General features: G+C 61.0%; 17 protein-coding genes. 8 read left to right on the forward strand and 9 right to left on the reverse strand.

Annotated elements, in window-relative coordinates:
• Positions 1-56: 56 nt before the first annotated feature.
• From metF to ODQ19_RS16080, 4 genes are all read left to right on the forward strand, one after another.
• Positions 57-902 (forward strand): methylenetetrahydrofolate reductase [NAD(P)H], encoded by an 846-nt coding sequence (gene metF / locus ODQ19_RS16065; protein ID WP_330210605.1) that lies wholly within the window; start codon positions 57-59, stop codon positions 900-902.
• Positions 903-981: 79 nt separating this feature from the next.
• Positions 982-2,064 carry a hypothetical protein gene (locus tag ODQ19_RS16070; protein ID WP_330210606.1) on the forward strand — a complete coding sequence of 361 codons (1,083 nt, stop codon included), beginning with the start codon at positions 982-984 and terminating at the stop codon, positions 2,062-2,064.
• Positions 2,065-2,127: 63 nt separating this feature from the next.
• Positions 2,128-2,931: a substrate-binding periplasmic protein gene (locus ODQ19_RS16075; protein WP_330210607.1), complete on the forward strand. Its 804-nt coding sequence runs from the start codon at positions 2,128-2,130 to the stop codon at positions 2,929-2,931.
• A 222-nt stretch (positions 2,932-3,153) separates the two neighbouring features.
• Complete coding sequence (locus ODQ19_RS16080; RefSeq protein ID WP_330210608.1) at positions 3,154-5,037, forward strand: DEAD/DEAH box helicase; 1,884 nt, start codon at positions 3,154-3,156, stop codon at positions 5,035-5,037.
• Positions 5,038-5,183: 146 nt separating this feature from the next.
• On the opposite strand, the gene ODQ19_RS16085 is transcribed toward ODQ19_RS16080, so the two are convergent.
• Both ODQ19_RS16085 and ODQ19_RS16090 read right to left on the reverse strand, forming a co-directional pair.
• A complete protein-coding gene (locus tag ODQ19_RS16085) occupies positions 5,184-5,783 on the reverse strand; it encodes a YceI family protein (RefSeq protein ID WP_330210609.1) in 600 nt (199 codons plus the stop codon).
• A 32-nt stretch (positions 5,784-5,815) separates the two neighbouring features.
• Positions 5,816-6,367: a cytochrome b gene (locus ODQ19_RS16090; protein WP_116667690.1), complete on the reverse strand. Its 552-nt coding sequence runs from the start codon at positions 6,365-6,367 to the stop codon at positions 5,816-5,818.
• Between the two features lie 272 nt (positions 6,368-6,639).
• Here ODQ19_RS16090 and ODQ19_RS16095 point away from each other — a divergent pair, with 272 nt between their 5' ends.
• Entirely contained in the window at positions 6,640-8,046 is a 1,407-nt protein-coding gene (locus ODQ19_RS16095) for an adenosylmethionine--8-amino-7-oxononanoate transaminase (RefSeq protein WP_032902293.1), read from the forward strand.
• A gap of 138 nt (positions 8,047-8,184) precedes the next feature.
• Positions 8,185-8,904: a 16S rRNA (uracil(1498)-N(3))-methyltransferase gene (locus ODQ19_RS16100; RefSeq protein WP_330210610.1), complete on the forward strand. Its 720-nt coding sequence runs from the start codon at positions 8,185-8,187 to the stop codon at positions 8,902-8,904.
• 61 nt (positions 8,905-8,965) lie between these two features.
• Here the strand turns inward: ODQ19_RS16100 and ODQ19_RS16105 are convergent, their stop codons facing one another.
• From ODQ19_RS16105 to ODQ19_RS16120, 4 genes are all read right to left on the reverse strand, one after another.
• Complete coding sequence (locus tag ODQ19_RS16105) at positions 8,966-9,868, reverse strand: transporter substrate-binding domain-containing protein (RefSeq protein ID WP_330210611.1); 903 nt, start codon at positions 9,866-9,868, stop codon at positions 8,966-8,968.
• A gap of 25 nt (positions 9,869-9,893) precedes the next feature.
• The gene (locus ODQ19_RS16110; RefSeq protein WP_116667683.1) at positions 9,894-10,244 is read right to left on the reverse strand and encodes a RidA family protein; all 351 of its coding nucleotides are present in this window, start codon (positions 10,242-10,244) and stop codon (positions 9,894-9,896) included.
• A 10-nt stretch (positions 10,245-10,254) separates the two neighbouring features.
• Positions 10,255-11,496 carry a D-amino acid dehydrogenase gene (locus ODQ19_RS16115; protein WP_330210612.1) on the reverse strand — a complete coding sequence of 414 codons (1,242 nt, stop codon included), beginning with the start codon at positions 11,494-11,496 and terminating at the stop codon, positions 10,255-10,257.
• 120 nt (positions 11,497-11,616) lie between these two features.
• Positions 11,617-12,858 carry a D-amino acid dehydrogenase gene (locus ODQ19_RS16120; protein ID WP_330210613.1) on the reverse strand — a complete coding sequence of 414 codons (1,242 nt, stop codon included), beginning with the start codon at positions 12,856-12,858 and terminating at the stop codon, positions 11,617-11,619.
• A 104-nt stretch (positions 12,859-12,962) separates the two neighbouring features.
• Here ODQ19_RS16120 and ODQ19_RS16125 point away from each other — a divergent pair, with 104 nt between their 5' ends.
• Positions 12,963-13,886, forward strand: coding sequence for a LysR family transcriptional regulator (locus tag ODQ19_RS16125; RefSeq protein WP_330210614.1), 924 nt, complete (start codon positions 12,963-12,965; stop codon positions 13,884-13,886).
• Here the strand turns inward: ODQ19_RS16125 and trhA are convergent.
• Positions 13,867-14,484, reverse strand: a complete 618-nt coding sequence (gene trhA / locus ODQ19_RS16130) for a PAQR family membrane homeostasis protein TrhA (protein ID WP_072445582.1) — start codon at positions 14,482-14,484, stop codon at positions 13,867-13,869. The two genes, ODQ19_RS16125 and trhA, sit on opposite strands and share 20 nt — an antisense overlap.
• Before the next feature lie 145 nt (positions 14,485-14,629).
• Here trhA and ODQ19_RS16135 point away from each other — a divergent pair, with 145 nt between their 5' ends.
• A complete protein-coding gene (locus tag ODQ19_RS16135; protein WP_003195021.1) occupies positions 14,630-15,544 on the forward strand; it encodes a LysR family transcriptional regulator in 915 nt (304 codons plus the stop codon).
• A 58-nt stretch (positions 15,545-15,602) separates the two neighbouring features.
• Here the strand turns inward: ODQ19_RS16135 and madM are convergent, their stop codons facing one another.
• Together madM and madL are read right to left on the reverse strand one after the other, a co-directional pair.
• Positions 15,603-16,367 carry a malonate transporter subunit MadM gene (gene madM, locus ODQ19_RS16140; protein ID WP_046069909.1) on the reverse strand — a complete coding sequence of 255 codons (765 nt, stop codon included), beginning with the start codon at positions 16,365-16,367 and terminating at the stop codon, positions 15,603-15,605.
• Between the two features lies 1 nt (position 16,368).
• Positions 16,369-16,773 carry a malonate transporter subunit MadL gene (gene madL / locus ODQ19_RS16145; protein WP_046069910.1) on the reverse strand — a complete coding sequence of 135 codons (405 nt, stop codon included), beginning with the start codon at positions 16,771-16,773 and terminating at the stop codon, positions 16,369-16,371.
• Positions 16,774-16,785 lie beyond the last annotated feature (12 nt).

Below are 16,785 nucleotides of genomic sequence, written 5' to 3' on the forward strand. Positions count from 1 at the left end.
TCCCACATTAAATCGGTGCATGACTTCCGGTATCTGAGTTTCATAGGGTTATTACCATGTCCCAAGACCGTCGCTACAGCTTCGAGTTCTTCCCGACCAAGACCGATGCTGGGCATGAAAAACTGATGGCGACTGCCAAGCAGTTGGCCAGCTTCAGCCCTGACTTCTTCTCCTGCACCTACGGCGCTGGCGGCTCGACCCGTGATCGCACGATCAACACCGTGTTGCAGCTGGAAAGTGAAGTCAAAGTTCCCGCCGCTCCGCATTTGTCCTGCGTGGGCGACAGCAAGGCCGACCTGCGTAGCCTGCTGACCCAATACAAAGCCGCCGGCATCAAGCGCATCGTTGCCCTGCGTGGCGACCTGCCATCGGGTATGGGCATGGCCAGCGGTGAGCTGCGCTACGCCAACGACCTGGTGAGCTTCATCCGCGAAGAAAGTGGCGATCACTTCCATGTCGAAGTCGCCGCTTACCCGGAGATGCACCCCCAGGCGCGCAATTTCGAAGACGATTTGCAGAACTTCGTGCGCAAGGCCAATGCCGGCGCCGACAGCGCAATCACCCAGTATTTCTTCAACTCCGACAGCTACTTCTACTTCGTCGAGCGTGTACGGGCGATGGGCGTGAATATCCCGATCGTGCCGGGCATCATGCCGATCACCAATTACAGCAAGTTGGCGCGCTTCTCCGACGCCTGCGGCGCCGAGATCCCCCGCTGGGTGCGCAAGCAACTGGAAGCCTATGGCGATGACGTCAAAAGCATCCAGGCGTTCGGCGAGCAGGTCATCACCGAGATGTGTGAGCAATTGTTGCAAGGTGGTGCACCAGGGTTGCATTTCTATACCCTGAACCAGGCTGAACCCAGCCTTGCCATCTGGAACAACCTCAAGCTGCCACGTTAACGCTTGCCCAGTTGTGCCAAGGCCCTCGTCCTGACGAGGGCCTTTGTCGTTTTACGTTACCCACGGAACCCCGCAGTCCATGAATACAGTGCCCCCGACGTCCCGCCCGCAACTGGTCTACCTGGTCTTCGGCGCCGACACCTACCATCAGGAAGCGGTATTCAGCATCGCCAGCGCACTGGCGTTCCTGCAGGACACGCCGGACGCGAACATCGACATTCAGGTATTCAGCGACAACCCCGAGCCTTATCGCTTGCTGCCGGTGCGCGTCCGACCGTTGGACGAGGCCACCCGCAAACGCTGGAGCGAGCCCCACGGCTATCACTTTCGCACCAAACACGTGGTGCTGCGCCAGGTGCTGCAAGAATCCCCGGTGGCACTGCTCATCGACACTGACACCTTCTTCCATCATTCGCCCATGGCCCTGTTCGAACGCGTACAGCCCGGCACCCTGCTGTGCAACGCCTTCTACACCAAATACGGCGACAACCACGAAAGCATCCTCTACACCGCCCTGCGCCAGCGTCTGCTGGACATGGGCGTAGCCGACGATGACATGATGACCCTCAACTCCGGCGTCATGGGCCTGACCCAACAGGATGCGCACATCCTCGACCGCTCCATCGAGTTGATGGATGAACTGTTCCCCCACGCCCAGGGCGCCTACACCCTGGAAGAGTTCTGCCTGTCGATCGCCGCCTACCGTACCGTCAAGGTGCGCGAGTGCCCGGACCTGATCCACCATTACTGGAGCCGCAAACAGCTGTTCCGGGCCAAGGTCAAGGCGTGGATCGCCAAGCACGCCAGCGCCCCCACCAGTGCGCAGGCCCTGGCCGATACGCGTCAGGTCTCCTCGCACCTGCCGCGCCCGCCGCGTTTTCAGCGCTTGATGTACAAGCTGATCACCCTGCTGCTGCCCAAGCACCAGCAACAGTTCATCCGCGAGATCCTCTACGGCTGCTACGAACACGAAAACGAGTTCGACCAGGCCTGCGGTCCGGTTTGGTGGGACAAGGCCCGACAAAACCAGGAAGAACGCCAGAAGCGCCCGGTTGATGCCCACCAGTTGGAACACTGGTTTGCCAACCCCGTGGTGCGCCTGATTCTGGGTGAGCGCCGCGCCGCGATCCACGAACACCTGCTGAATGCTCCCGCAAAGTAAGACCGCCCGCCAATGCGCGTGCCAGAGCTTCTCTTTCTTCAGGGAGCGTCGTAACCTCAGGGTATGCCCGTCCTCTTCAAGCTGTTGACCGCTGTGTTGTTTTCTTGCCTGAGCCTGGCCGCTCATGGCGAGAAACTGCGCATTGTCACCGAACCCTGGGCGCCCTATGTCTACGAAGACAACGGCACCATGGCGGGCCTGGATTATGAAACCACAGTGATCGTGTTCCAGCGCCTGGGGGTGGAGGTGCAATGGCAGTTCCTGCCCTGGAAGCGCTGCCTGGCGATGCTCGACCAGGGCCACGCCGACGGCGCGCTGGATATCTTTCACAGCCAGGAGCGCGACGCGTCGCTGCTCTATCCCAGCGAGCCGTTGTCGGAAGTCGAATTCGTTTTGTTCTATGCCAACGAACGCCCTCACCCCGCCGCCACGCTCGACGACCTGCGTGGCCTGACGGTCGGCGTTTCCCCGGGCTACCTTTATGGCGACGTGTTCAGTGGGGCCAACACCTTCCAGCGTGAACCCGCCCCCAGCCATGAAGCCAATTTTGGCAAACTCATGTTGGGGCGTGTCGATCTGGTAGTGACTGACCGGCGCGTGGGGCACCACGTGATCAAGGCGCTGGGCCTGGAAGGTAAAGTCAGCCAGGCGTCGGTGGTGGTCAGCCGCCAGCAGCAATTCCTTGCGGTACGCCGTGGCGCAGGCATGGATCTGCTGGTGCAACGCTTTGCCGCCGAGCTCAAGCGCTTCAAACAAGAGCCCGCCTATGCCACATTGAGCGCCAAATATGGCCGGATGCACGAGCAACCGGTGCCAATACCGGCCCCCGAACACGCCGTTGAGCAGCAGGAAAGCAGCGCGCGGTGATTGCTCTGTTATACTGCGGCCTTTCCGCCAGGCTTACGCCCGGCCGCTCGGGTCTTGAAAACGGCACCCAACCCAGCTACTGCGCAGCTTTGCAGCCCGCGCGAGCCGGTGGAGTGCCCGCCAGACACAGCAGGACCGGACGGGGTTGCGCTCCCCTAAGCGCCATTCACGCCCGGCAAGATTATCCCTTTGGGCCAAGCCCTAACTAAAACAGGATTACTCATGTCCTTTGCTTCCCTCGGTCTCTCCGAGGCTTTAGTCCGCGCCATCGAGGCAGCGGGCTATACCGAGCCTACTCCGGTGCAACAGCGGGCCATTCCCGCCGTGTTGCAAGGTCGCGACCTGATGGTTGCGGCTCAGACAGGTACTGGTAAAACCGGCGGTTTCGCCCTCCCGATCCTGGAGCGGTTGTTTCCCAACGGTCACCCGGACAAATCCCAACGTCACGGCCCGCGCCAACCGCGTGTACTGGTCCTGACCCCAACCCGCGAACTCGCCGCCCAGGTGCACGACAGCTTCAAGCTGTATGCCCGCGACTTGAAGTTCGTCAGCGCCTGCATCTTCGGCGGTGTCGGCATGAACCCACAGGTTCAGGCCATGTCCCGTGGCGTCGACGTGCTGGTAGCTTGCCCGGGTCGCTTGCTCGACCTGTGCGGCCAAGGCAGCGTCGATTTGTCCCACGTGGAAATCCTCGTGCTGGACGAAGCCGACCGCATGCTCGACATGGGCTTTGTCCATGACGTGAAAAAGGTCCTCGCCCGCCTGCCGGCCAAACGGCAGAACCTGCTGTTCTCGGCAACGTTCTCCCAGGACATCACTGCCCTGGCCGGCAAGCTGCTGCACAACCCGGAGCGCATCGAAGTCACGCCACCGAACACCACGGTCGAGCGTATCGAGCAACGCGTGTTTCGCCTGGCCGCCAGCCACAAGCGCTCGCTGCTGGCGCACCTGATCACTCACGGTGCCTGGGAACAGGTGCTGGTGTTCACTCGCACCAAGCACGGCGCCAACCGCCTGGCCGAGTACCTGGACAAGCACGGTCTCACCGCTGTTGCCATCCATGGCAACAAGAGCCAGAACGCACGCACTAAAGCCCTGGCCGACTTCAAGGCCGGTACCGTGCGCATCCTGGTCGCCACCGATATCGCCGCGCGCGGCCTGGATATCGACCAACTGCCACACGTGGTCAACTTCGAACTGCCAAACGTCGATGAAGACTATGTGCACCGTATCGGCCGTACGGGCCGTGCCGGTCGTTCGGGCGAGGCCATTTCGCTGGTCGCGCCGGATGAAGAAAAACTGCTGAAAAGCATCGAGCGCATGACCAAGCAGAAAATCGCCGACGGCGACCTGATGGGCTTCGATGCCAGCGCCGTGGAGGCCGAGAAGCCAGAAGCGCGCGAGCGTCCGGACGTGCGTAACCCCCGCAACCCACGCGGTCCGAAGGGCGATGGCCCGAACGGCGGTGGCGGTGGCGGTGGCCGTCGCGACAAAGGCAAGGACAAGGGCAAGGAAAAATCCGCGACCAGCAGCCGTGGCGAACGCCCGGCCCGTGAGCAGAAGCCACGTGAAGGCACCCCGGCCCGCGAACAGCGCCAGCCGAGCCAGCCACCACGTGCCGCTGCCGACCGCGCGCCGGACGAGTTCCTCGACGACGATATCGATAACTTCGGTAACCGCGTCGATTACGTGCCCCAGGCCAAACCGGCCCAGGGCCGTGGCCGTCGTCCAGGGGCTCCGGCCCAGGGCGCAGGTGCGCCACGTAGCGGCCAGCCACAAGGCGGTCGCCAGAACGCCCCGCGCAACAGCAGCGGCGGTACCACAGGTACCCCGCCCGCCAAGCGCAGCGGCCCGCGTAATGGCGCACCGCGTGACGGCCAGGCCCGTCGCGAAGACTCGCGCAGCAACAACCGCCGTCCGGCCCGTGACGATCAGCCTCGCCTGTCCGAGCCAGCCGTGCAAAACCCGCGTGGTGGCCCGGCGCCGAAGATTATCCACAAGGAGTCGAAAGCTGATCGCTTCCCGACACCTGAGCAGTTGGATCAACTGCCAGGCCGTCCTCGTGGTGAAAAACCAGCGCTGCTGACCCGCAACCGCGAGGCATAAAAAAAACCCGTATCGCGAGATACGGGTTTTTTTTGCCTGTAGGAGCGAGCTAGCTCGCGAAGGTCGTCAACGATAACGCGGGCATCCCGGTTTAACGCGGTGCCCTTGCGGCCTTCGCGAGCAAGCTCGCTCCTACATACGAAGCATTACTTCGCTTTCACACCTTCGAAGGTAATGTACAGCTCAACCACGTCGGACTGTGGACCTACGTCCATGCCCTTGGGGACGAACTCTTTACGGCTGATCGAAGTGGTGCCTTCAAAGCCGGCACGGTAGCCGCCCCATGGATCCTTGCCTTCACCCAGGAACGTAGCCTTGACCACGATAGGCTTGGTTACGCCGTGGAAGGTCAGGTCGCCCGTTACATCAGCAGTCTGCTTGCCAGCGGCGTTCTTGCCGGTTGGCTTGACGCTGGTGGAGACGAACTTGGCGTCAGGAAATTTGCCCGACTCGAGGAAGTCTGGGCCGTTGACGTGCTTGTCGCGCTCGGCGTGGTTGGAGAACACGCTGGCGGTGCGGACATTCATTTCAATCTTGGCGTCTTCCGGCTTGGCCGCGTCAAAGCTGAACTTGCCGTCCAGGTCCTTGAAGGTACCGGTGATGTAGCTGTAGCCCAGGTGGCTGACCTTGAAATCGACGAAGGCGTGCTGGCCTTCCTTGTCGATCACGTAGTCAGCGGCCATCGCCGAACCTGCGGACAGCAGAGCAGAACCGATTGCCAGTGCAGCGAGTGTTTTTTTCAACATGCTTTCTATTCCTTGTGAGTCGAGGTTGAACATCAGGCTTTGCGTCCCAGCATTCGCGTCAGGGTCGCATCACGATCGATAAAATGGTGTTTCAGTGCCGCCACGCCGTGCAAGCCGGCGAAGACCACCAACACCCAGGCCAGGTACAGGTGCACCCAACCCGCGGTATCTGCCTGGTCCGGTAGACCGGAAACCACGGCAGGAATTTCAAACAGGCCAAACACCGGGATACCGACACCGTCTGCGGTGGAAATCAGGTAACCGGCAATCATCACGGCAAACAACCCAACATAAAGGAACGCGTGCCCAAATGCGGCACCGATCCGCGTCATGCGGCTATAGCTGGCCAGCGGTGGCGGCGGCGGGCTGACCAGGCGCCAGACGATCCGCAACAGCATGATGGCGAACAGCGTGATGCCAATGCTCTTGTGCAAGTCGGGCGCATCTTTGCGCCAGGCGCTGTAGTAATCAAGACCGACCATCCACAGGCCCAAGGCAAACAAACCGAACACCACCAGGGCTACGCCCCAGTGCAGAACCATGCTGACCCAACCATAGCGGGCCGGCGAATTACGTAGCTGCATGTACTTAATCCCGTAAGAACTGTGCCAAAGACTAGCGCTTTACCTATCGAATTAAAGCGGAAAATTTTGCTTTGAAATATCGAGAAATACGATAAAGAGGCTAGGCATCATAAATTAACAAGGGATTAAGACTATCCCTGGGAAACGTGACAGACCGTCCTGCATTTACTGCGAATTTCCCCACAATGGCTTGTGACCCAAGCCACCATTGCATAGGCTTGCGCGATTGTTTCGCCTGCGCCCGCCGCAGGACCGCTTCGAGGAGATCACCGATGGGCTTGAACAACCAGTGGATGCAACGCGACCTCGCGGTGCTGTGGCATCCCTGCACCCAGATGAAAGACCACCAGCAATTGCCGCTGGTGCCCATCAAGCGCGGTGAAGGCGTATGGCTGGAAGACTTCGAAGGCAAGCGCTACCTCGATGCCGTCAGTTCCTGGTGGGTCAACGTATTCGGCCATGCCAACCCGCGTATCAACCAGCGCATCAAGGACCAGGTCGATCAGCTGGAACACGTGATCCTCGCTGGTTTCAGCCATCAACCGGTGATCGAGTTGTCCGAACGCCTGGTCGCGATGACGCCTGAAGGGCTGACACGCTGCTTCTACGCCGATAACGGTTCGTCCTGCATCGAAGTGGCGCTGAAGATGAGCTTCCACTACTGGCTCAACCGCGGCCAGCCGAACAAAAAGCGCTTCGTCACCCTCACCAACAGCTACCACGGCGAAACCATCGCCGCGATGTCGGTGGGCGACGTGCCGCTGTTTACCGAGACCTACAAGGCGCTGCTGCTCGACACGATCAAGGTGCCGAGCCCGGACTGCTACCTGCGCCCTGAAGGCATGAGCTGGGAAGAACACTCGCGCACTATGTTCCTGGCCATGGAACAGACCCTGGCCGAGCATCACGACACCGTTGCCGCCGTCATTGTCGAACCGCTGATCCAGGGCGCCGGTGGCATGCGCATGTACCACCCGGTGTACCTCAAGCTGCTGCGCGAAGCCTGCGACCGCTATGGCGTGCACTTGATCCACGACGAGATCGCTGTGGGCTTTGGCCGCACCGGCAGTATGTTTGCCTGTGAACAAGCCGGCATCCGCCCGGACTTCCTGTGCTTGTCCAAGGCCCTCACCGGCGGTTACCTGCCGCTGGCCGCGGTGGTTACCACGGAAGATGTCTACAGCGCGTTCTACGATGACTACCCCACACTGCGTGCGTTCCTGCACTCTCACAGCTACACCGGCAACCCGCTGGCCTGTGCGGCGGCGTTGGCAACGCTGGATATCTTTGAAGAAGACAACGTCATCGAGAACAACAAGGCCCTGGCCCAGCGCATGGCCACCGCCACCGCGCACTTGGTGGACCATCCTCACGTGTCCGAAGTGCGCCAGACCGGCATGGTGCTGGCCATCGAGATGGTGCAGGACAAAGCCACCAAGGCCGCCTACCCGTGGCAGGAGCGCCGTGGCCTGAAGGTCTTCGAGCACGCCCTGGAGCGTGGGGCGCTGTTGCGGCCATTGGGCAGCGTGGTGTATTTCCTGCCGCCGTATGTGATTACCCCGGAGCAGATCGACTTTCTGGCCGAGGTGGCCAGCGAGGGGATCGATATCGCCACCAACAGCAAGGTCAGTGTGGCGGTGCCGAAAGATTTTCACCCGGGCTTCCGTGATCCGGGTTGATTGCCGAAATCCTTGTAGGAGCGAGCTTGCTCGCGAAGGTATTCCAGGCGCACCGCTGCGTCGGATGTACGTTTTTCGCGAGCAAGAACTAGGCGTCCCCCCTCGCTCCTACATAAACAACCTCTTCAGAGAACAGACATGAGACTGTCCCGCTTTTTCACCGACACCCCGTTGAGCCTCGGTGATCACGAACTGCCCGAAGCCCAGGCGCATTACATCAGCCGTGTACTGCGCATGACTGAAGGCGATGCCGTGCAATTGTTCGACGGCTCTGGCCAGGAGTTTCGTGGCACCTTGCTGGAAGTCGGTAAAAAACGCGTCACCGTGCAACTCACCGATAGCTTTGCCGGCCAGGCCGAATCTCCCCTGCACATTCACCTCGGCCAGGGCCTGTCCCGGGGCGAGCGCATGGATTGGGCGATCCAGAAGGCCACTGAACTGGGCGTCAACGCGATCACGCCGATCTTCAGCGACCGCTGCGAGGTACGCCTCAAGGACGAACGCGCCGACAAGCGTTTGCTGCACTGGCGCCAGGTGGCAATCAGCGCGTGCGAGCAATGTGGGCGCTCAACGGTGCCGGTGATTCACCCACCGCTCTTGCTGGCAGACTGGCTCAAGCAAACCGAGGCGGATTTGAAGCTGGTGCTGCACCCGGTGGCAGAGCCGATGATCAGCCACGCCAAGCCATCCAGCCTGGCGTTCCTGATCGGCCCCGAAGGGGGGCTCACCGATAATGAAGTCGAGACCGCCCAGGGTGCCGGCTACCACGCCGCTCGCCTCGGCCCACGGGTGCTGCGTACCGAGACCGCGCCCGTCGTCGCACTCTCCGTCGCCCAACAACTCTGGGGCGACTTCTAAACCCAATCAAATGTGGGAGCTGGCTTGCCTGCTCCCACAGTTTTATCGGGTTACCCCGGGCTCACTCCACCGGGTCACTCACCGGTTTGGCGATGATCGCCTTCAACTCGCTGGTCATCGGGAACTCCAGGTTCAAGCCCTTGGGCGGAATCGGCTGCTCGAACCAGCGCTGGTAAATCCCGTTGATCTCTCCCGAGCGGTACAGATCGCCCAGGGTTTCGTTGACCACCGCCAGAAACTGCGGGTCATCCTTGCGCACCATGCAGCTGTAGATCTCCCGCGATTGCTCCTCGCCCACCACCACCCAATGATGCGGGTCCCTGGCCTTGGCGCGCTCGCCGTAGAGCAACGCGTCGTCCATATAGAACGCTACCGCCCGGCCAGTCTCGAGCATCTTGAACGCTTCGCCATGGTCCTTGGCACTGATCACGAACATATTGGCTTTGTGTTCAGCGTTATAACTTTTGAGGAAGCGCTCATTGGTGGTGCCGGCAGTGGTCACCACATTCTTGCCCGCAAGGTCGGCAAAGCCTTTGATCCCGCTGTCCTTGCCCGTCAGCAACTGGCCCTTCACGTAGATAAACCCGTAGGAGAACGCCACCTGCTTCTGCCGTTCAGCCGTCACGCCGGTGGAGCCGCACTCCAAATCGACAGTGCCGTTCTGCACCAGTGGGATGCGGGTTTGGGACGTCACCAGGTTGTACTTCACCTTGAGGTCGTCCACTGCGGTTTTCTGCTGGATACGCTCGACAATCTTGTTTGCCAGGTCCACCGAGTAGCCCATCGGCTTACCACTGCTATCCCCCACGTAGGAAAACGGCACCGACGCATCACGGTAGCCCAGGGTGATGGACTTGGCGCTGGCGATCTTGCTCAAAGTGCCCTCCAGCGGCGCTTCGGTTGCATGCGCCTGCGCGCCCCACAAAAGGCCCAGGGTGCAGCCGGTCAACAGGATCTTTTTCATTGTTATTCTCCGTTGGACTTTGAGGTTATTTACGTACTGCAATCACGCTGATTTCCACCAGCACACTCGGCCGCGCCAGCTCTGCTTGCAAGGTAGTGCGGGTGGGCGCCATGCCTGGCGAGAGCCATGCGGACCAGACTTCATTCATCGGTGCAAAACCGGCACCGATGTCCTTCAGGTAAATCGTGGCGTTGAGTAAGTGGTCCTTATCGCTGCCCGCCTCGGCCAACAGCGTGTCGATCCTGGCCAGCACTTCCCGGGTCTGGGTAGCCACATCCAGGCCGTCGCCCGGTACCTGGCCCGAAAGGAACACCAGGTCCTTGAACGTCACGGCACCGCTGAGTCGTTCGTTGCTATTGATTCGGGTAATGGTCATGGCTGCATCCTCAAGCGGCGCGGGGCGTCAGGCCCTGCATATCAATGGAAGGGGTGCGCTGGTCGATCAACTCGGCCAGCAGTTGGCCGCTGCCGCAGGCCAAGGTAAAGCCAAGGGCACCGTGCCCCAGGTTCAGCCACAGGTTGCGATAGCGACTGGCACCAATCAGCGGCACGCCCGTTGGCGTGGCCGGGCGCATGCCAGCCCATTCGAGCGCGTGCTGGTAGTCGCCAGCCAGGGGAAATGTCTCTACGGCGTGGCGTTTAATCAGTGCCAGTCGCGAAGGCTCAAGGCCGGTATCGAACCCCACGATATCCACCATGGCCGCGACCCGAAGTTGCTCACCTAGGCGCGCGTAGACGATCTTGCGGTCGTAGTCGGTGATGCTTACGTTCGGCGCCTTGTGTTGCGCGCCAATCGGTACGCTCAAGCTGTAGCCCTTGAGTGGATACACGGGCACCGACAACCCCGGCAGTGCCAACGCGGCACTGCGATAACCCGCAGCGAGCACCAACTGCTCGACCGGCATCACCTCGTCACCCAACTCAACGGCTTGTACCGCACCGCCAGCGTGGCGCAACCCGGTGACCTTGCGCCCCAGCAAGAACCTGCAACGCCCCGACGCCTGAAGGCGGGTCGCTAATTGCTGGCAAAAGGCGTGGCAATCCCCCACTTCTTCGTTCGGCGTATAGATGCCACCAGCAAAGCCGCCGTCCGCCAATGCGGGCTCCAGGCGGGCGCACTCAACAGGCAACAGCACCTGTTGTTGCAGGAAACTTGTCACCTTGCGGCGGGCATGTTCGAAGGTGCTGGCGCTGCGGAACATGACCAGCTTGCCGTTGCGCCGCCAGTCGAAGCCGTCCAGGCGATCATCCTCGCGCCAATGCTGCAACGTACTCTGGCTCAGGGTTGCCAGGCGCAGAAGATGAGCACCGTTACGCCTGTTGACCGAACCCCGGCACGCGCCGATAAAGGCCGCCATCCAGCGCCACTGCTGTGGGTCGAGCCGGGGACGCAGCTTCAAGGGCGAGTCACCGCGCAACAGCCAGCCTATCGCCTGCAGCGGCACGCCGGAATCAGCCAGCGGAGCGACATACCGATAGGACAACTGCCCGCCATTGGCGAAGCTGGTCTCGCAGCCTAGACTGTCGCGCGCATCGATTACCGTCACTTCATGGCCGGCTCGTACCAGTGCATAAGCACTCGCCAAGCCGATGACACCGCCGCCAATGATGCAAACCTGCCTGGCCATCCCAGCCCCCAGCCGTCGATTAAGAGAACTCAGCGTAGGGGCATCGGGCAGGCAGCCGAAAATGAATAAAGAGGAGCAGCCCATAACCTAAGGTTATAGGCTAGCGTTTAGGCGGGAAGATCATGCCACTTTGGGAAGAAACGCCCGTGTATCGATAGACGTGGATTGTGCGTCGATCATTTCGGCCAATACTTGCCCACTGCCACACGCGAGGGTGAACCCCAGGGCACCATGGCCAAGGTTGAGCCAAAGATTACGATAGGCCGTGGCGCCAATCAGCGGCAGGCCAGTGGGCGTCGCCGGGCGCATACCTGCCCATTCAACAGCGGCGTCATAATTCCCGGCCATAGGAAAAGTCTGACGAGCCAGGCGTTTTATGACCGCCATGCGCTTGGGCTCCGGAGCACTGTTGAACCCGACGATGTCGACCATTGCCGCGATGCGCAATTGCTCACCGATACGGGCATAGACGGTACGGCGGTCATAGTCGGTAACATTGATGCTCAACGCCGTATGCTGGTCTTCGATCGGCACGGTAAGGCTATAGCCTTTGAGCGGATACAACGGCAGATGCAAGGCCGGCAAGCTCAGGCTGTGGCTGTTATGTCCGGCGGCCAGTACCAGGTTATCCACCGGCAGCACTTCATCCTGGAGCTCCAGAGCCACCACCGAACCAAAGGCCTCGTGAATCTTCAACACCTTGCTTCCCAGCATGAATCGGCATCGCCCAGAGGCTTGCAGATGATCGGTCAGGCGCTGGCAAAACCCATGGCAATCAGCGGCTTCTTCGGTAGGGTTGTAAATGCCACCGATGAACGTGCCCGAGCTCAATGAGGGCTCCAACCGCCGACAGTCCTCGGCCGACAACACTTGCTGCTGTAAAGGGTCGCTCAACTTACGGCGGGCCTGGGCAAAACTCTCGGAGGAGCGAAAGGTCAGCAGCTTGCCGTTACGCTGCCAGTTGAATCCTTCGAGCTTGTCCTCATGACGCCAGCTCTCCAGCGTCTGCTGGCTCAGCGCCGCCAAGCGCAGGAGATGTTGAGAATTGGTGTGATTGACCGATGAACGACAAGCGCCCAGGAAAGACGCGAGCCAGCGCCACTGCAGTGGGTCCATGCGCGGCCTGAGTTTGAGCGGCGACTCGCCCCGCAGCAGCCAACCGAGCGCTTTGAGTGGCATGCCAGCATCCGCAAGTGGCGTGACATACCGATAGGAAAGCTGGCCGCCGTTGGCGAAGCTGGTGGCGCTACCCAGGGTTTTCTGCCCCTCGACCAGCGTCACATCCATTCCCGCACGTACCAGGGCGTACGCGCTCGTCAGGCCAATCACACCCCCACCGATGATACAAACCTGCTTTGCCAAAGTGTCACCTCACACGTCACGAAACTAAATCGAGACTAAGGGTGCGTGACAAGGCTTGCACAATGAATAAAAGTAGGACGTCTATAAACCAGGGTTATGGCTTTATGCGTCTACGTCATATCGAAATTTTCCAGGCGATCCGGCAGACCGGCTCCGTCAGCGGAGCCGCGCAGTTGCTGCACGTGTCGCAACCGGCGGTGACCAAAGTGCTGCAGCACGCCGAACTGCAGCTGGGCTTTCCTTTGTTCTTGCGGGTTCGCGGCAAATTGCAACCCACGCCGGAAGCCCTGGCGCTGGAAAACGAAGTCGAGAAAGTCACCGAGACCCTGCAAGGCGTGCGACGCCTGGCAAGAAGCCTGCGCCGCGACCCAGGGCAAAGCATACGTATCGGTGCGATCCCGGCACTGGCACTGTCTTTGCTGCCACCCGCGATTCTGGAGTGGACGCGCGACTATCCGAACATGACCTGCGAGCTATCCAGCGACCATAGCAGCGAACTGGTGCAAAAGCTGTTGGTGCGCGAAATCGACCTTGCACTGACCCTCAACTTCTCCGGCCACCCAGGGTTGACCTCCCAAGTGCTGGCCAACGGCGCATTGGTCGCGCTGGCCTCCAAGGGGTTCTGGCGCGACGACGAGTTGAACCAGCCGTTGCCCTTGGCGGACCTGGCGGGAGCGCCGTTAATTGGCCTTTCCAGCGCCGATCCGTTGGCGGCGAAACTTGCCGGTTACCTGGAAAATGTCGAGCCCGCACCTCGGGTCACGATCTCGGTACAGACCTACTCCCTGGCCCGCGCGATGGTGGAATCCGGTGCCGGCCTTGCCGTGATCGACCCTTTTACGGCCCTTGGCGCCTCAACGGCCACCACCTGTATCCGCCCATTCACCCCGCCGCTGCCCATCACCTTGTACGCCCTGACCCGCGCCGGTGCGCCACCGCCGCATATGTTCGCTCACCTGCTGCAGATTTTCGGCACCCGGGCGCGTGAGTTGCTGGACCTTGCGCAGCTCAAAGCACGTAATGCATGATCGCCACGAAATGCAGCAGGCTGCCGCCAATCACAAACAAATGCCAGATGCCGTGGGAATGGCGCAAGCGATCCTCCAGGGCAAAAAAGATAATGCCTACGGTGTACAGCACCCCACCGGACGCCAGCCAGATAAACCCTGCCGTGCCCAACGCCGCCATCAGCGGCTTGACCGCTACCAGTACGATCCAGCCCATCACGGCGTAGATCACGATGGACAGAATCCGCGCCTCCGAACGCGGCTTGATCTCCTGCAGGATGCCGATCACCGCCAGCCCCCACACAATCCCGAACAACGTCCAGCCCCACGGCCCGCGCAGGGTCACCAGGCAGAATGGCGTGTAGCTGCCGGCTATCAACAGGTAAATGGAAAAGTGATCGACCTTCTGCATGATCTCTTTTCGCCGGCCTCGCACGCTGTGGTACACCGTTGACGCGCTGTACAGCACCATCAGGGTAAAGCCATAAATCGCCACGCTGACGATCTTCCAGGGGCTGCCGTCCAGGCTCGCCACTACCAACATCCACACGGCGCCTATACAGGCCGCGACTGCACCGAGCAAATGGCTCCAGGCGTTGAATCGTTCCCCGTGGTACATCTGTCACTGACCTCCCGTAACCCTCAAGAACAGGCGGACAAGCGTCCAGCCTTGCGCATCAGAGTGCAAGCGGCACATGACGTTCCGGCGACGACAGCCGCATTTACGGGCACAATCGAGCGCAATCGAACAAGAGCCCAAGGCCATGCTGATCGACGAAGAATTCACCCTCAAGAAGCTGGAGATCTTCCTGGCGTTCATGCGCACCGGCAACCTGGCCCGCGCCGCCGCCGAGCTGCAAACCAGCAATGTCAGCGTGCACCGCGCCATTCACTCCCTGGAAAGTGCCCTGCGCTGCCCGCTGTTCAAACACGAGGGGCGCAACCTCACTCCGCTGGAAAGCGCCTACGTGCTCGAAGAGCGTGCGCAGAAACTGGTGGCCGACGTGGTCGACAGCGTGCGCCTGACCCGCGAAGCCGCCGGGTTCTCCGCCGAACGCTTCAAGCTCGGCTCGCTGTATTCGCTGACGGTCAAGACCGTGCCACAGTTGATCATGGGTCTGAAAATCAGGCGCAGCGAACTCAATATCGACCTGATCCTGGGCTCCAACTTCGACCTGCTCTACAAGCTCAAGAACATGGAGGTGGACGCGATCCTCATCTCCCTCGACGAACACGCCCACGACCCCGACTGCGAGCAGATCGCGCTGTTCAGCGATGACATCTTCCTCGCCACCCCGGCCGATTCGCCCCTGGACCGCAATCAGGAAATCGACCTGGCCGACGTGCGCGATGCCACCTTCATCACGCTCACCCAGGGCTTCGCCACGCACCAGGACGGCAACCGGGTGTTCCATCAGGCCGGGTTCGAGCCGAAGGTGGCAATGCAGGTAAACGATATCTTCACCTTGCTGAGCATGGTCAGCTCAGGGGTGGGTTATGCCCTGCTGCCAGGGCGGATCGCAGCGGTGTATGAGAACCGCGTGAAGCTGATACCGCTGCAGCCCAGGTATCGATTGCAGCAGCAGATCGGCGTGGTGTTCCTGAAAGCCAAGGAGCGCGATCCGAATTTGCTGGCGTTGTTGGCGGAGTGTCGGATGTATGCCAATCGCCAGGTTTGAGAATGCCATCGGGGGCAAGCCCCCGATTGGGCCCGATCAAACACCACAATCTGCAAACCTAACCAACCAACCCACGCACAATGAAGTACAACAGCGAAGGCCCGAGCAAACACCCAAGCCCGGTATGAAACGTCGCCGTCAGCGCGCCATACGGTACCAGCCGCCGATCCGTCGCCGCCAGGCCCGCTGTGACGCCACTCACGGTGCCGGCCAACCCACCGAACACCATCGCCGAACGCGGGTTATCCAGGCCCATCCAGCGCGCCGCCACCGGCGTGCCAACCATCACCAGTATCGCCTTGATCAAGCCTGTTGCGATCGACAGCGCCATCACATCCGAGGTCGCGCCAATCGCCGCGCCGGTCACCGGGCCGACGATGTAGGTTACAGCGCCAGCTCCGATAGTGGTCATGCTGATCGCATCGCGATAACCAAAGGCCCAGGCCATGCTTGCGCCGACAATAAACGGCAGGATCGTGCCCAGCAGCAGTGCAATCACGCCGATCATCCCGGCCTTGCGCGCCTCGGTGGCTTGCACTTCGAACGCCGTGGCGACGATGGCGAAGTCACGCAACATCGCACCGCCCATCAGGCCGATCCCGGAAAACAGCGCAAGGTCCGCCAGGCCCTTTTGCCCACCCGTAAGCGTGCCGCCGACCCAGGCCAAGACCAGGCCGATAACAATGGCAATCGCCGAGCCATGAATGCGCCCGAACGTCAGGCGCTTGGACAGCACCACGGAAATCCACATCACCACGCCAACGAACGCGAAAGCGGTAATCAGGCCGTTATGCTCCAAGCCTTTTTCAATGAGGTCCCACATATCAGCGACCTCCTGCGACGAGAATCAGCGGCTCTTCGGGCGGCAAGGGCTCGCCCTTGTGGGTGCGGCTGATCAAGGCGATGGTGCAACCACACACCACCACCGAACCAATAGCCGCGAGCACCGCAACCGGGCCGCCATGCAGCGCCGTTACTACGTTTTGCTGCGCCGCCATCGCCACCACCACCGGAATGTACATGGCGCCCCAGAAGCCTACGCCCATCTCGCAGTCCTTGGTCATGCCGCCGCGCTTTTGCATCCACAATCGCGCGCAGATCAGCAGGATCATCGCGATCCCCACGCCACCCACGTTGGATTTTACGCCCAGCAACACGCCGAGCATGTCACCCATGATCACGCCCGCAAGCGTGCAGATCGCCAGCAATGCCACACCGTAGATAATCATTGTCGTTGTCCT

The sequence above is a fragment of the Pseudomonas sp. AM4(2022) genome (genome assembly GCF_036346515.1).
GTDB classification, from domain to species: Bacteria; Pseudomonadota; Gammaproteobacteria; order Pseudomonadales; family Pseudomonadaceae; genus Aquipseudomonas; species Aquipseudomonas paracarnis.